This is a genomic window from Rhizobium herbae (assembly GCF_019511375.1).
Lineage (GTDB): Bacteria > Pseudomonadota > Alphaproteobacteria > Rhizobiales > Rhizobiaceae > Pararhizobium > Pararhizobium herbae_A.
Genome location: NZ_JAEUAO010000005.1, coordinates 243896 through 259027, shown reverse-complemented (window position 1 = coordinate 259027; position 15132 = coordinate 243896). Strand labels below are relative to the sequence as shown.

The window sequence follows — 15132 nt, the reverse complement described above, 5'->3', positions numbered from 1 at the left end:
GTTTCGATTCTTGAACCAGCGGCCTGCTGGAGCAAATCCAGGAAAAGTGCGAAGCGGTTTTCCGTCCGGATTTGTGTCAAAACAAGGAGATAGAGCATTTCCGTGACTCGAAGAAAACGGAAAGGCTCTAGGCTTCCGCCCCTCGCAACCCAGATCGACAGAGGCCCTCTTGGGAACAGACCTCAACGCTCCTCTTGGTCAGAACCGCAAGGCGCGCCCTAACGAACCGCAAAAATCCGCCCTTTCTCTCGGCCGCATTCTTCTGGGCGCTGGCGTGGCAGTGCTGATCGGCGTCTCCGCATGGACCGTGTTGCGGCCGACCGGCCTGATCGAACCGAAGCCTGCAGCGGAAGCGGTGGCCGATGCGGAGAACACGGCTGAGGAAAGCGGCGCAACCCCGGCCGGCAGCAAACGGACGAAACCACAGACGAGCGGAGCGCTGTCGGGTGCGCATGTCAAGGAAACGCTGACCGACGACGGATCGGTCGTCACGACATTCTCCCCCAAGCGCCGCGACGGCGACGGCCCCGCCTTCATCGAGGTGGGAGGAACCAAGGGGCAGAATCCGCGCATGGCCGCCTTTCCCAACGACGCCCTGCTTGAGGATGCGCCGGAAGGCCGCCTGCCGATCACCGGTCCCGATGGCCTCAGACCGATGGACCAATATGCGCGGCCGTGGTCGGGCGCACGGGGCACGCGCATCGCGCTGGTCGTCGGAGGCCTCGGCCTGAGCCAGACCGGCACGCAAAACGCGTTGCGCCAGCTTCCACCCGAAATCACCATGGCCTTTGCAGCCAGCGGCAACAGCCTGGAGCGCTGGATGCAGGAAGCGCGCCGCAACGGCCATGAAATCCTGCTGCAGGTACCGTTCGAGCCCTTCGATTACCCGGAGAACAATCCCGGCCCCCATACGCTGCGCGTCGGCATGGATGCCAGGAAGAATCTGTCCGAACTGCGCTCGTCACTTGCCAGGATCACCAATTACACCGGCATCATGAACTTCCTCGGCGGCCGTTTCCTCTCGGACGCCGATTCGCTCGAGCCGGTGATGCGCGATATCGGCCGGCGCGGCCTGCTCTTTCTCGACGACGGCACCTCGGCCCAATCACTGACAGGCACGCTCGCAGAAACGATCGGTGTGCCGCATGGTTTTGCCGACATGGTCATCGATACCGAGCTCGAGCGGACCGCCATCCTCAAGAAGCTCGACGAACTCGAGCGCATCGCCCGCCGCAATGGCAGCGCCATCGGCGTCGCCTCGGCCTTCGACGAGAGCGTCGAGGCAATTTCCCAATGGGCTGACGAGGCGGGCACCCGCGGCATCGAATTCGTCGGCGTCTCGGCGCTCGTCAAAGATCCGCAACAACAATAGCCTAAGCCTGCGAGACGGGCGAAATCCGCACCGGCCTCATCGGCGCCCGAAAACATGATCAGCAAGGAACACTCGGATGAGCAAGGACAAGTCGAAACCGGTCAGGGCGGAAGATCTTCCCTATCGCCCCTGCGTCGGCATGATGGTGCTGAACAGCAACGGTCTGGTCTGGGTCGGACGGCGCATTGCTGTCGGCAACTCCGAATATGACGGCTCCGCCCAGCTCTGGCAGATGCCGCAGGGCGGCATCGACAAACATGAGGACCCGCTGAAGGCGGCCTACCGCGAGCTTTATGAGGAGACCGGCATGCGCTCCGTCTCGCTGCTTGCGCAAGCGCCGGACTGGATCAACTACGACCTGCCCGACCATCTGATCGGCATCGGCCTCAAGGGCAAATACCGCGGCCAGACCCAGCGCTGGTTCGCCTTCCGCTTCGAGGGCGACGAGTCCGAAATCGCCATCAACCCGCCGCCTGGCGATCACGATCCGGAATTCGACGAATGGGCCTGGAAACCGATGCACGAGCTGCCCGGCCTGATCGTCGCGTTCAAGCGCAAGGTCTATGAGGACGTGGTGGCGGCTTTCCGGCATCTGGCTGGATAGGCGGCAGATGCCGGCAGCGACGGTGGCGCCGGTGATGCCGTGGGAATTTCGCGTCGACGGACGGCGCCGGAGCGATTGCCTTTGGTGCGCAGCGGGGTGACAATCCTTGGTGTGGCGTCGCGCCGGCCGCCATGCCTGCTATCTATGGAGACCACCATGAAGCTCCGGTCTTTTGTCACTGCGCTCGCGATAGCACTTTCGATTGTCTCGGTATCTGCATGCCAGAGCGGGCCGAGCTACGGTAGCCGCCCCGCCGACCACGGGTCTGGCGGAGGCAACTCCGGCTATTAAACTAGTTCTGGCAACCGCCACCATGGATCAGCCGGGGGCTGGCCGAGGCTCCACGGCCGAAAATGGCCGACCGCTCACTGCATCGTATAGACGTCGATGGTGAAATACTTGTCGTTGATCGCCTTGTAGGTTCCGTCGGCGCGAATATCGGCCAGTGCCTTGTTCAGCTTTTCGCGCAGATCACTGTCATCCTGGCGCACGGCGATGCCGACGCCCTCGCCGACGAACTTCGGATCGGTGATCGGTGTGCCGATCAGTTCGCAGCACTTGCCGTCATCGTTCTTGTTCACCCAGTCGAGCATAGGCAGCATGTCGCCCACCTGCATGTCGAGGCGGCCATTGACCATGTCCAGATTGGCTTCGTCCTGCGTCGGGTAGAGCTTGATCTCGGCGTCCGGATAGGTGGCGGCGATAAAATCGGCCTGCGTCGTGCCGGATTGCGCGCCGATCACCTTGCCCTTCAGCGCTTCATTGGTGAACGCTGTGATGCCGGCGCCCTTCGGTGCCACATGGGTCATGGCGGCGAGGTAATAGGGGTCGGTGAAGGCTACCTGTTTCTTGCGTTCCTCGGTGATGAACATCGAGGCGATGATAAGGTCGTATTTCCTGGCGATCAGGCCGGGGATGATGCCATCCCAATCCTGCGCCACCACTTCGCACTCGACCTGCATCTTGGCGCAGAGCGCAAGGCCGATATCGACGTCGAAGCCGCCGATCTTGCCGGCGGAATCGACGAAATTGAATGGCGGATAGGCGCCCTCCGTGCCGATCTTCAACTTTTCGGCCGCCGTTGCCGATGTTGCTGAAAAAGCCGCGGCACAGGCGAGCACCAGCGCAATGATTTTCTCTCTCATCTCTTCAGTTCCCCTTTGGCGCACCGTTCCTCGATGCTTCAACGAACTGTAGGGCTGACGACTGCATAAACGAAATAGATAACGACAATAGCTGGTATAAATCAGCATGATGGTGTTTCGCCTTCACGCGAGGAAGACGCGTCAGAATGTCGGCGGCGTGTTGATCCACAACAGCACCGTCTCGCCGTCGTGCCGGTTCGACCAGGCGTGATGCCGCCGGCTGTCGAAATATAGCGAATCGCCGGCGTTCAGGTCATGGAACTGATCAGAATCGAGCACGAACTCCACCCGTCCCGACAGCACATGGACGAACTCCTCGCCTTCATGCTTGTAGGCGCCTTCGCTGGAAGCTCCGGGTTCGAGCACGAAGCGATGGCAATCCATCTGGTTGCGACCTTCTGCGAGAAGCTGAACCGTCACGCCCGGCGTCGTGCGCGGCCAGGTGCGCCATTCGCCGGCGCGGACCAGCGCCCGGACCTCCGGCTCGTCCTCGCCGGACAGGCTGGAGACCGTCGTTCCGAAATATTCGGCAAGATTGTGCAGCACGGCGACGGACACACCCTGTGAGGTGCGCTCCAGCGTCGAGAGGACCGAGGCCGCAATACCGATATCGCCGGCCACCTGCTCGAGCGTTTTGCCCGCCGCGTGGCGCAGGCTCCTGAGCTTGCGTCCGACCTGCGCTGCCGGATTGGCATCTGCGGCGGGGCTGGCGTCATCGGTCTCGCCGGCTTCCGCCTCCAGCGCTTCGCGAATGGCCGCCGGATTGAGGCCGCGCTCGGCGCGGAACCAGGAAACACGCTTCAGCTGGGCAACATCGCTCTCGCTATATTGCCGGTGTCCGGTGGCGGACCGCTCCGGCACCACGAGCCCCTGCGTCTCCCAGAGCCGCAGGGTCGAGGCCGAGACGCCGGCCAGCCGGGCCGCCTCCGCCACCTTGTATCGAACGGGGATGGCGTTGCTCATGGGCCACCACTGGGAATTCTCATGCCGTCAATGTTCCAGATCGCGAAACAGGTCTTCGCCGCTGTCCAGATGGCGAGAGCCACGCTCGCCGGCTGGCAGCGGATCGCCATTCGGCACCTTCAGTTCGAATGGCAGGCGCTTTTCTTCGGCAATGCGCAGCATCAGGAGACGAATTGCGTCCGAAACGGAAAGGCCCATGGCGTCCAGTGCCGCGATCGCCTTCTGTTTCGTTGCGGAATCGATGCGGGCACGGATAATGGCATCAGCAGTCATCGGCATCATTCTCCTGTTGCTACGCTTTACACTGATGCGGCGCGAATCCCGGAAACAGGCCACTCGGCCATCGATGCGAAAATTCTAAGTGTCCGAACTATCAGAAAAATATTCGTCAATGCTCCACGCATCAATGTAGCCACACATGCCGCCGGGTGACAAGAAAAAGCATCACAGCCGGTGTATTTGTGATCACCATATTTGATTTGCAAACTTACAGAAAAAATGTAGGAATTGCAAATTATTCCTCTCACCTCAGGATAACGACCGTGACCAGTTTGACCGATCGCAAGAATGCAGCCATTTCCCGCGGCGTTGGCATGACCACGCAGATTTACGCGGACCGGGCGGAAAATTCCGAAATCTGGGACAAGGAAGGCAACCGCTATATCGATTTTGCCGCCGGCATCGCCGTGGTCAACACCGGCCACCGTCATCCCCGCATCATCGAGGCCGTCAAGGCGCAGATCGACCGCTTCACCCATACCTGCCATCAGGTCGTGCCCTACGAGAGCTACGTTCACCTCGCCGAGCGCCTCAACGCGCTGACGCCCGGCAGTTTCGCCAAGAAGACGATTTTCGTCACCACCGGTGCGGAAGCCGTCGAAAATGCCGTCAAGATCGCCCGCGCCGCGACAGGTCGCCAGGCCATCATCGCCTTTGGCGGCGGCTTCCATGGGCGCACCTTCATGGGCATGGCGCTGACCGGCAAGGTCGTGCCCTACAAGGTCGGTTTCGGCGCAATGCCTGGCGATGTCTTCCATGCCCCCTTCCCGATCGAGCTGCACGGCGTCAGCGTCGAGCAGTCGATTGCCGCCCTGAAGAAGCTGTTCGCCGCCGATGTCGACCCGGGCCGCGTTGCCGCCATCATCCTCGAGCCGGTGCAGGGGGAGGGCGGTTTCTATCCGGCGCCGACCACTTTCATGCGCGCCCTTCGCGAGATCTGCGACCAGCACGGCATCCTCCTGATCGCCGACGAAGTGCAGACCGGCTTTGCCCGCACCGGCAAGCTGTTTGCCATGGAGCACCATGACGTGGCGCCCGACCTGATGACCATGGCAAAGAGCCTTGCCGGCGGCTTTCCGCTCGCCGCCGTCACCGGCCGCGCGGAAATCATGGACGCGCCGGCACCGGGCGGTCTCGGCGGCACCTATGGCGGCAATCCGATCGGCATCGCCGCCGCCCACGCCGTGCTCGACGTCATCGAGGATGAAAAGCTTTGCGAGCGCGCCGAGCAGCTCGGCAGCCGCCTCAAGCAGCGCCTTGCGGCCATTCGCGAGCAGGCTCCGGAAATCGTCGACATCCGCGGACCGGGCTTCATGAACGCCGTCGAGTTCAACGATGCGAAGACCAATCTGCCGAGCGCGGATTTTGCCAACCGCGTGCGCCTGATCGCCCTGGAAAAGGGGCTGATCCTCTTGACCTGCGGCGTCCACGGCAATGTCATCCGTTTCCTCGCGCCGATCACCATCCAGGACGATGTCTTCGCCGAGGCGCTCGACATCCTCGAAGCGTCGATCATGGCAGCGCGAGCCTGACCCGGACTCGACATTAGTGAAAATCGCACCGGGCAGCAGTTCTGCCGCTGCCCGGTGGACCAAGCCGCGTTTATCGGCTATCGGCATCGTCCCGCGACGACATGTGCCGCGCCGCGCCCTGACGCGTGGACCGCCAGAAAGGATCACCGATGATCTTTACCGAGACGCTGATCGCCCATGTGAAGGAGCCGCATTTGCTCGGGCTGGTCAGCGCGGCCGGAACGACCGCGGCGAAGACCTTCGGCGTGCACAATCCGTCGAATGGCGCGTTGCTGGCGACATTGCCCGATATGGGCGTGGCAGAAACGCGAACCGCGATCGACGCGGCCTATGCGGCACAGTTTCCCTGGGCGGAACGCCCGGCCGGCGACCGCAGCGCGATTCTTCGCCGCTGGCATGATCTCGTCATTGCCCATCTCGATGATCTCTCCGCAATCCTGACCGCGGAAATGGGCAAGCCGCTGCCCGAATCCCGTTCCGAACTGCAGCACGCGGCGGCCTATATCGAATGGTATGCTGAAGAAGCCAAACGCATCTACGGCGAGACTATTCCCGCACCCTCGACCGACCGCCGCATGCTGGTGATCAAGCAGCCGGTCGGGGTCGTCGGAACGATCACGCCCTGGAACTTTCCAGCCTCGATGGTCGCGCGCAAGATATCGCCGGCGCTTGCCGTCGGCTGCACGGTCATTCTCAAGCCCGCCGAACAGACGCCGCTCATTGCGCTTGCCATGCACGCGCTGGCGATCCGCGCCGGCTTTCCCAAGGGCGTCTTCAATCTCATCCTCGCTTCGCAAGGCGACGCGATCGGCCGCGAACTCTGCGCCAATCCCAGGGTACGCAAGATCAGCTTCACCGGCTCGACCGAGGTCGGCCGCATCCTGATGCGGCAATGCTCCGACCAGATCAAGAAAATCAGCCTCGAGCTCGGCGGCAGCGCGCCCTTCATCGTCTTCGACGACGCGGATATCGATGCCGCCGTCGACGGCGCCATCCAGGCGAAATATCGCAATGCCGGCCAGACCTGCACCTCGGCGAACCGCATTTACGTGCAGAGCGGCGTTCATGACGAATTTGCCCGCAAGCTGGCCGCACAGGTCGGCAAGCTTGCGGTCGGCGACGGCTTTTCGCCCGGCGTGACGATCGGCCCGCTGATTGACGACCGGGCAATCGAGAAGGTCGAGACGCATGTGAACGATGCGACCGCGAAGGGGGCATTGCTTCTGTGCGGCGGAAAGCGTGTCTCCGGCGCCTTCTTCGAGCCGACCGTGCTTTCCAATGTCGACAAGAGCATGCTGGTCGCCTGCGACGAAACCTTCGGACCGGTGGCGCCGATCATCCGCTTCGAGACGATGGAAGACGTCATCCTGCAGGCGAACGACACGATCTATGGCCTCGCCGCCTATTTCTACGCAACCGAACTGAAAAAGGTCTGGCGTGTGGCCGAAGCGCTGGAATACGGCATGATCGGCATCAATACCGGCCGCATGTCTTCCGAAGCTGCCCCTTTCGGCGGCCTCAAGCAATCCGGCATCGGCCGCGAAGGCTCCCGCCATGGCGCGGAGGATTATCTGGAGATGAAGTATCTCTGCATGGGGAATATTTAGACGCAGATTACCACGGAACAATCGCTAATTGAATTAATCCGATTCCATCCCGATCTCCGTCAAGACCACGTCCGTATGCTCGCCCAGCCGCGGAGCGCCGCGATCGAGAGCGAGTTCAGCCCCCGAAAACATCAACGGCGTACGCACGCCTGGCGCCGTTCCTGAGGCGGCGCCGGTATGCGGCGTGTCGATCCGCATGCCGCGGTGAACGATCTGCGGATCGGAAAAGACATCCGCCACGGTATTGATCGGCCCGGCGGGCACACCGCCCGCTTCCAGCATGGCAAGCAGCGTGTCTCGGCTGAAGGTTGCCGTCCGCGCGGCCAGTTGCGGAGTCAGGTTGTCGCGATGTTTCACGCGAGCCGCATTGGTCAGGTAGCGCGGGTCCGTCGCCAGATCGTCCAGCCCTAGCAACTGACACAACTTGACGAATTGCCGGTCATTGCCGACGGCGACGATCAGGTGACCGTCCGAGGCCGGGAAGACCTGATAGGGCGCGATGTTCGGATGCGCATTGCCGAGACGGCGGGGCGATTTTCCGGAGACAAGGAAATTCAGCGCCTGGTTGGCCAGCACGCCGGTCATGCTGTCGAACAGCGCCATGTCGATCTGCTGGCCCACACCGGTCCGTTCGCGCATGTGAAGCGCCGCCTGGACGGCAATGACGCCATAGAGCCCGGTGAAGATATCGGCAAAGGCGACACCGATCTTCTGCGGCTCCCCTTGCGGATCTCCGGTCAGGTCCATGATGCCGCTCATGCCCTGGATGATGAAGTCGTAGCCGGCGCGGTGCGCATAGGGCCCGTCCTGGCCGAAGCCGGTGACCGAACAGTAGATCAGCCGCGGGTTGATCTTCTTCAGGCTTTCATAGTCGAGACCGTATTTCGAAAGGCCGCCGACCTTGAAATTCTCCAGAAGCACGTCCGATTGCGCTGCCAGCCGGCGCACCGCCTCCTGCCCCTCCTCGGTGGTGAAGTCGAGAACGACCGACCGCTTGCCGCGGTTGCAGGCGTGGAAATAGGCGGCATCCAGATGGTCGCCGCCATCGCCCTCGACGAAGGGCGGCCCCCAGGTACGGGTATCATCGCCGGCCGGGCTTTCCACCTTGATGACGTCCGCGCCGAGATCGGCGAGGGTCTGGCCGATCCACGGCCCGGCGAGGATGCGGGCGAGTTCGAGGACCTTCAGGCCCTTGAGCGGCGTTTCCATCACTTCACTCAGAAGAAGGCCTGCAGCCCGGTCTGGGCGCGGCCGAGGATCAGGGCGTGCACGTCGTGGGTGCCTTCATAGGTGTTGACCGTTTCGAGGTTTATCATGTGACGCATCACCTGGTAGTCCTCGGAAATGCCATTGCCGCCATGCATGTCGCGGGCCGCGCGGGCAATGTCCAGGGCCTTGCCGCAGTTGTTGCGCTTGACGATCGAGATCATTTCCGGCGCCATGCGGCCGGCATCCATCAATTGGCCAACCCTGAGCGAGGCCTGAAGGCCAAGGGCAATTTCCGTCTGCATGTCGGCAAGCTTCTTCTGGAAAAGCTGCGTCTGCGCCAGCGGCCGGCCGAACTGCTTGCGGTCGAGGCCATATTGCCGCGCCGCATGCCAGCAGAATTCCGCCGAGCCGAGCACGCCCCAGGAAATGCCGTAGCGGGCGCGATTGAGGCAGCCGAACGGCCCTTTCAGCCCCTCGACCTCCGGCAGCAGCGCGTCTTCGCCGACCTCGACATTGTCGAGCACGATCTCGCCGGTGATCGAGGCACGCAGCGACAGCTTGCCGCCAATCTTCGGCGCGCTCAGTCCCTTCGTGCCCTTTTCCAGCACGAAGCCACGGATGGCATTGCCATGCGCCTCGGATTTCGCCCAGACGACGAAGACGTCGGCGATCGGTGCGTTGGAGATCCACATCTTCGAGCCAATGAGCCGGTAACCGCCCTCGGTCTTCACCGCCCGCGTCTTCATGCCGCCCGGATCGGAACCGGCATCCGGCTCGGTCAGGCCGAAGCAACCGATCCATTCGCCGCTGATCAGCTTCGGCAGATATTTTTGGCGCTGTGCCTCGGAGCCATAGGCGTGGATCGGATAGATCACCAGGGAGGACTGCACGCTCATCATCGAGCGATAACCGGAATCAACCCGTTCGACTTCGCGGGCAACCAGGCCATAGGCGACATAGGAGGCACCGACGCCGCCATAGATATCCGGCACGGTGACGCCGAGCAGGCCGAGTTCGCCCATCTCGCGGAAGATCGAAGGATCGGTCGCCTCATTGCGATAGGCCTCGATCACGCGCGGCTGCAGCTTTTCCTGGGCATACGCGCGCGCCGTATCGCGGATCATCCGCTCGTCTTCGGAAAGCTGCTCCTCCAGCAGAAAGGGATCGTCCCATTGGAATTCCTGTCTGGCCATGCCGTCCTCCCTTCGCTTTCCTTCTTGCAACGGTTATGGCAAGCCAGACGGAACGATACAAACGAAAATGGCGCACTGCCTCATGCGCTGCCGGAATGCCGCCGGCCCTGCGATCCCGGATTTCGGGGCTGTCGTCGATGAAACACCGTGCTGGACAAGCCATGCCTGACAATCGCCTGGAACGCTTCGCCCACAACCTCGACTGGAACCTCCTGCGAACCTTCGTCGTGCTGGTCGAGGAAGGCAGCATCACGGCAGCGGCCAACCGGCTGCTCCTGCAACAGCCTGCCGTCAGCATGGCGCTGAAACGACTGGAACAGACCGTCGGCCAGAAGCTGATCGACCGTCGCCCCGGGCGTTTCGACCTCACCGAAGCCGGCGAAAGGCTGCATCGCCAATGTCGCGATATCTTCGCCGCCGTTGTCCGGCTGCCCAACACCCTGGAAACCGCAGGCGAGGACGTGACGGGCCATGTCAGCATCCATTCGGTCAGCCATGCTCACAACCCCGCCTGGGACCGGCAACTCGAAGGTTTCTTTCGGCTGCATCCGAAGGTGACGATCAGCATTACGATCGAGACCACCGTCAGCGTCATCAGCTCGGTGGAGCGCAACATCGCGACCATGGGCCTCTGCGACGGCAATATTCCCGACGGTCTCGCCAAGGCTCTCCACATCCGCGAGCAATATGCCCTCTATTGCGGACGCGGCCACAGGCTGTTCGGCGTCAAGGGCGCGACGCTTCAATGCCTGCGCGGTGATCCCTATGTCGCCTTCACCGCAGATATTCTCGGCGGACAGCATATGAACGCGGTGACGGCGGTGCGCGCCATCGGCTCCTTCGGCCAGCAGGTTCGCGCCGTCTCCAGCAATGTCGAGGAGGTCGTGCGCTTGATCGTCGCCAATATTGGCATCGGCATGCTGCCGAACCACTTGGCAGCGGCGGGACTGGCGGCCGGCGAACTCTGGCAGTTGCCGCCCTACGACCGGTTGCCGACGACGGATGTTTTCCGCATTTCGAACCCCAATACCATTCTCAACCCGGCCGAGGCGGCCTTTCTCAAATATGTCGAGGATGTCGAGCCGCTGGATCACAGCGCACAGCATCAATGAGTTTTATAGCCACCTTTATGACTATAAATTTGAACGCCGGTAAAGACGCCCGTAAGGTCTTCGCACCAAGAGCGCAAGATAACAGCCGGCAGAGAACGCTTCCGGAGAGCTGCGCCGACCAAGGGGCGGAGCACACCCATGCAGACTTTCGACGTGGCGATCATCGGCGGCGGCATTGCCGGCTTGTCGCTCGCCTATTTCCTCAGCCCGCACCGTTCGGTCGTCGTTCTGGAACGCGAAACGGCGCTCGGCTATCACAGCACCGGCCGCTCCGCTGCGGAATTCGTGCTGCGCTACAACGCCGATGAAGTCTGTGCGCTGGCGGCGATCGCCAAGGACTTCTTCGACAATCCGCCGGATGGCTTCTGCGACATCTCGCTCCTGAAGCAGCGCGGTGGCGTGATGTTCGCCAATGCGCAAAAAGCCGCGCGGCTGGCAGAGGTTTTTCGCGCAAGCCTTGCCTTCACGCCGGAACTCGAACCGCTTGAAGAGGAGGAATTGCTGCAGCGGGCTCCGATCCTGAAGCCCGGTTATGCGGCCGCCGCCTTCTACGATCCGAACTTCTGGGACATCGAGGTCGAAAGCCTGCTGCAAGGTTATGTCAAAGGCGCGCGGCGCTCTGGTGCGGAAATCCGCGAGCGCCACGATGTCGTTTCCGCGCGCCATGACGGGAGCGCCTGGGTGATCGAGACCTCGTCGGACACCGTGCGGGCAAGGATCGCCGTCGACGCGGCGGGCGGCTGGGCCGATCCCATGGCGGAGATCTTCGGCGTGAAGGGGCTGGGTATCGTCCCGCACCGCCGCACGGCCATCACCGTCGACCTGCCCGAAGGGATCGACACGTCGTGCCTGCCGGCGATCAACGAGATCGACGAGGATTTCTACATGAAGCCCGACGCCGGCCGGCTTTTGGCTTCGCCGGCCGACGCAACCCCTTGTGAACCGGGCGACGTGCAGCCGGAGGAAATCGACATCGCCTGGGCCGCGCATTACGTCGAGGAAGCGACCATCATTCCGGTCCGCCGCGTGGCCAGGAGCTGGGCCGGCATGCGCAGCTTTTCACCCGATAGACTGCCGGTTGTCGGTCCCGCTGCCGACCGCCCGGATTTCTTCTGGCTGGCCGGCCAGGGCGGCTATGGCATCCTGACCTCACCGGCCCTTGGCGCCTTGGCGGCAAGCCTCCTCACCGGCGGCGCGCAACCGGAAGGCTTCAAGGTGCAGGCACTCGACCCGCAACATTTCAACCCGGCGAGATTCCGGAGCTGATCTGACAGCTCTTCCCCTGCCCGCCCTTTCCCTCGACTGGCAAATTCACAAACCCTGGAACGATTGCCGGACGCGTCCGTTGTAAGCGCGAATCCTCCCTTATGATGTCAGAAGGAGCCGGCGAAATGCCTTTCATCGACAAATCGAAAATCCTCATTCTCGCGACTCATGGCTACGAGCGTTCGGAACTGCGCGTGCCGCTGGACGAACTGAAAAAGCGTGGCGCACAGGTGAAGGTCGCATCCGTCAAGAAGGAGCCGATCAAGAGCTGGGACAACAAGAATTGGGGCGACACCGTGGATGTCGATCTGCTGGCCAAGGACGTGAACATCGATGATTTCGATGCACTTGTCCTGCCCGGTGGTCAGATCAATCCGGACATCTTGCGCCTTGACGAGGAAGCCATGCGCGTCGTGCGCGAATTCGTGAGATCCGGCAAGGTCGTGGCGGCCATCTGCCATGCGCCGTGGCTGCTGATCGAGGCGGATGCCGTGCGCGACCTTGACGCAACTTCCTATGCTTCCATCAAGACAGACATGAAAAACGCGGGAGCACACTGGTCGGATGAGCCCGTCGTCACCGACAAGGGCATCATTACCTCCCGCAACCCGGGCGATCTTCAGCCCTTCGTCAACAAGATCATCGAGGAAATCGAAGAAGGCCGCCACGAAACGCGCGCCGCCTGAGCATGTCCGACGAGAACAAGGCAATGCCGCTACACCGCGGCGCGCCAGACATGACGAGCAAAGGACGCCTTAGTGTTTTGAAACCGCCGGAGGGCGATTCACGCAATTATAGGCAGGGTTTCCTTCTGTTCAGAAAGAAAACCGGCCGTAACGGCCATTGCTGTAGACGAGCGACTGACCGTCGCCGGCAACGATCGAGACGACACGGCCGAGAATAATGGCATGGCTATGCCGCTCGATCACCTCGTCGACCTCGCAGTCGATGCCAGCCAGCGCGCCACGCAGCACGGAGGCGCCGCTGGCAAGCGTGAACCATTCGGCCCCATCATACCGCTCGGCGCCCTTCACTCCGCCCTTGCCGGCGAAGCGGTCGGCAACCGCCTGCTGGTCGGCAGACAGGATGTTGACGCAGAAATGGCCATAGCGGCTGATCACCGGCCAGCTGGAAGAGCTGCGGTTGATATTGACGATCATCGTCGGCGGATCGACCGAAAGGGCAGTCGCCGACGTTACGGTCGCGCCCGTGCGCTCGTCACCGACCCCGGCGGTGATGACGGATACGCCGCCCGACATCCGCCGCATGGCTGCTTTCAGGGCGTCCTGATCAGCCACATGCTCGAAGGGCTTTTCCCGTGTGGTGACGACCGGGTCGATCGTATTTCGCAAGGCAAGGGTCATGCGCGTCCACTCTTTTGCCGTTTCGTCCATGGTGCGGGATTTACGCACGGAAGGCCCGGTTTTCTCAAGCAAAGAACGCCCGCGCATGCCCGCGGCCCCGGATCGATTTTTCAATCTTCATAAAGTTTATAGATTAAATTATTTTCCCGCAGAGGCCGGATTTTGCGACAGTGATGTGCTGCCGAAATGCAGCCTCCGGCAATAAGGCACGATTTTCGTAGACTATTGACAGCCTCCTCAATTGTGGCAGGATTGTGTTAACAGCCGTTAACAAATCCAAGGGAACAGCGGAGAACGAATGTTTTATCACGGTGGAATGACACTCGGTTACCTGACGCCGCCCGCCAAGCCGGAAAAGACAGTTCGCGTCGACATATCGGCGCGCAAGGACCGGGAGGAAGCCATCGACATCGAGCAGCAACGCGATCAGGAACTGAGCCGCGCCTTTCTCACGCCCTGGCACCTTTTCTACTGACCTTCCCGTTCATTTCCCGACCTCATTGCGGCTGCGCTGCCGATGAGGCAGACCCACTGCGGGCGTTGGTGGCAACGCTGGAATACATGCCGGTGGTGCGGAACTCCGTCGGGCTCGCGCCGAAGTAGCGCCTGAACACCTTGGCGAAGTAATTCGGATCCTCGAAGCCGGACATGATCGCCACTTCCTTGACCGACAGGTCCGCCGCCTTCGTCAGAAGCTTGGTCGCCCGCTGCAGCCGCTTGCGCAGCACGAATTCGGCCGGCGGCATACCCTCGCTGGCGGCAAAGACCCGGGAGAAGTGCGCGCGACTGAGGCCGGAAACATCCGCCAGTTTCTCGACCGGAAGCGGATGCTCGAGATTGGCCATGATGTGATCGATGACGTGCTGCATCGTGCGGTATTCCTGGCTGAACACCGGATGTGCGCCGAAGACGTCGTCATAAAGCGCCATCGCCGCCTCGTAGGCTATGGCCGAGGCACTGCCCGGGGCGTCGGCACCGCCCGAGATGAGCCGCAGGCTGCAATCTGCCAGGTGCTCGATCGTCTCCGGCTTCAGCGTGAGGATCGGCCCGGTTATCGACAGGATGGCCTTGTGGATGCGCAGCGCCTCCTCGCCGTTCATCGATATCCAGAAGAATTCCCAGCGACCGTTCTGTTCGAGCCAGTAGCGGTGGTTGTGCGGCACGAGCACGAGCAATGTCTCACCCTCGCGAACCCGGTAGTTGCGGCTCTCGTAGCGAAGATTGCCCGCGCCCGCGATCGTGTGCTGCAGCACGGTGAACGGCGTCTGGCCACGTTTTCGGCCATCCCAGTCATAGCTCGGATCGGTGCGGATCTCGTAGCCCGTGCTGGTCGGCATGGTGTGCAGGCTGTGGCGGCCGCGGGGCAGCGAAACCGTCCGCATGACGGGGCCATTCTCGATCAACTGTTTCAGCACAGAATTACCCATGAAAGCACAATACCTCTCTGGCGACACCGGACATTATACGCATAATGCACCTCAACAAA

General features: G+C 62.1%; 15 protein-coding genes. 8 read left to right on the top strand and 7 right to left on the bottom strand.

Translation table 11 applies throughout. The annotated features are described in order from the left end of the window. The first annotated feature begins 169 nt into the window (after positions 1 to 169). Together JNB71_RS20235 and JNB71_RS20230 are read left to right on the top strand one after the other, a co-directional pair. Positions 170 to 1372 carry a divergent polysaccharide deacetylase family protein gene (locus JNB71_RS20235; protein ID WP_220373586.1) on the top strand — a complete coding sequence of 401 codons (1203 nt, stop codon included), beginning with the start codon at positions 170 to 172 and terminating at the stop codon, positions 1370 to 1372. 76 nt (positions 1373 to 1448) lie between these two features. Beyond that, the gene (locus JNB71_RS20230; RefSeq protein WP_220373585.1) at positions 1449 to 1976 is read left to right on the top strand and encodes an RNA pyrophosphohydrolase; all 528 of its coding nucleotides are present in this window, start codon (positions 1449 to 1451) and stop codon (positions 1974 to 1976) included. A 365-nt stretch (positions 1977 to 2341) separates the two neighbouring features. Here the strand turns inward: JNB71_RS20230 and JNB71_RS20225 are convergent, their stop codons facing one another. From JNB71_RS20225 to JNB71_RS20215, 3 genes are all read right to left on the bottom strand, one after another. Next, positions 2342 to 3121: an ABC transporter substrate-binding protein gene (locus JNB71_RS20225; RefSeq protein WP_220373584.1), complete on the bottom strand. Its 780-nt coding sequence runs from the start codon at positions 3119 to 3121 to the stop codon at positions 2342 to 2344. Between the two features lie 141 nt (positions 3122 to 3262). Next, positions 3263 to 4084 carry a MerR family transcriptional regulator gene (locus JNB71_RS20220; protein WP_220373583.1) on the bottom strand — a complete coding sequence of 274 codons (822 nt, stop codon included), beginning with the start codon at positions 4082 to 4084 and terminating at the stop codon, positions 3263 to 3265. A 27-nt stretch (positions 4085 to 4111) separates the two neighbouring features. Next, complete coding sequence (locus JNB71_RS20215; protein ID WP_220373582.1) at positions 4112 to 4357, bottom strand: type II toxin-antitoxin system RelB/DinJ family antitoxin; 246 nt, start codon at positions 4355 to 4357, stop codon at positions 4112 to 4114. A 269-nt stretch (positions 4358 to 4626) separates the two neighbouring features. Here JNB71_RS20215 and JNB71_RS20210 point away from each other — a divergent pair, with 269 nt between their 5' ends. Beyond that, complete coding sequence (locus JNB71_RS20210; RefSeq protein WP_220373581.1) at positions 4627 to 5895, top strand: 4-aminobutyrate--2-oxoglutarate transaminase; 1269 nt, start codon at positions 4627 to 4629, stop codon at positions 5893 to 5895. Between the two features lie 149 nt (positions 5896 to 6044). After that, positions 6045 to 7502 (top strand): NAD-dependent succinate-semialdehyde dehydrogenase, encoded by a 1458-nt coding sequence (locus JNB71_RS20205; RefSeq protein WP_220373580.1) that lies wholly within the window; start codon positions 6045 to 6047, stop codon positions 7500 to 7502. 33 nt (positions 7503 to 7535) lie between these two features. On the opposite strand, the gene JNB71_RS20200 is transcribed toward JNB71_RS20205, so the two are convergent. Then, on the bottom strand, positions 7536 to 8711 hold the full coding sequence (locus JNB71_RS20200) for a CaiB/BaiF CoA transferase family protein (protein ID WP_220373579.1): 1176 nt from the start codon (positions 8709 to 8711) through the stop codon (positions 7536 to 7538). An 8-nt stretch (positions 8712 to 8719) separates the two neighbouring features. Continuing rightward, positions 8720 to 9904, bottom strand: coding sequence for an acyl-CoA dehydrogenase (locus tag JNB71_RS20195; protein WP_220373578.1), 1185 nt, complete (start codon positions 9902 to 9904; stop codon positions 8720 to 8722). A 161-nt stretch (positions 9905 to 10065) separates the two neighbouring features. Between JNB71_RS20195 and JNB71_RS20190 the strand changes: the two genes are divergently transcribed. The 3 genes from JNB71_RS20190 (at position 10066) to JNB71_RS20180 (ending at position 12968) form a co-directional block, all read left to right on the top strand. Further along, complete coding sequence (locus JNB71_RS20190; protein ID WP_220373577.1) at positions 10066 to 11016, top strand: LysR family transcriptional regulator; 951 nt, start codon at positions 10066 to 10068, stop codon at positions 11014 to 11016. A 138-nt stretch (positions 11017 to 11154) separates the two neighbouring features. Beyond that, positions 11155 to 12282 carry an NAD(P)/FAD-dependent oxidoreductase gene (locus JNB71_RS20185; protein WP_220373576.1) on the top strand — a complete coding sequence of 376 codons (1128 nt, stop codon included), beginning with the start codon at positions 11155 to 11157 and terminating at the stop codon, positions 12280 to 12282. Positions 12283 to 12407: 125 nt separating this feature from the next. Continuing rightward, positions 12408 to 12968, top strand: coding sequence for a DJ-1/PfpI/YhbO family deglycase/protease (locus JNB71_RS20180; RefSeq protein ID WP_220373575.1), 561 nt, complete (start codon positions 12408 to 12410; stop codon positions 12966 to 12968). A gap of 129 nt (positions 12969 to 13097) precedes the next feature. Here the strand turns inward: JNB71_RS20180 and JNB71_RS20175 are convergent, their stop codons facing one another. Then, a complete protein-coding gene (locus tag JNB71_RS20175) occupies positions 13098 to 13646 on the bottom strand; it encodes a flavin reductase family protein (protein ID WP_220373686.1) in 549 nt (182 codons plus the stop codon). A gap of 298 nt (positions 13647 to 13944) precedes the next feature. On the opposite strand from JNB71_RS20175, the gene JNB71_RS20170 reads away from it, so the two are divergent. Further along, a complete protein-coding gene (locus JNB71_RS20170) occupies positions 13945 to 14121 on the top strand; it encodes a hypothetical protein (protein ID WP_220373574.1) in 177 nt (58 codons plus the stop codon). A 22-nt stretch (positions 14122 to 14143) separates the two neighbouring features. Here the strand turns inward: JNB71_RS20170 and JNB71_RS20165 are convergent, their stop codons facing one another. Continuing rightward, positions 14144 to 15073: an AraC family transcriptional regulator gene (locus JNB71_RS20165; RefSeq protein WP_220373573.1), complete on the bottom strand. Its 930-nt coding sequence runs from the start codon at positions 15071 to 15073 to the stop codon at positions 14144 to 14146. Between the last annotated feature and the right edge of the window lie 59 nt (positions 15074 to 15132).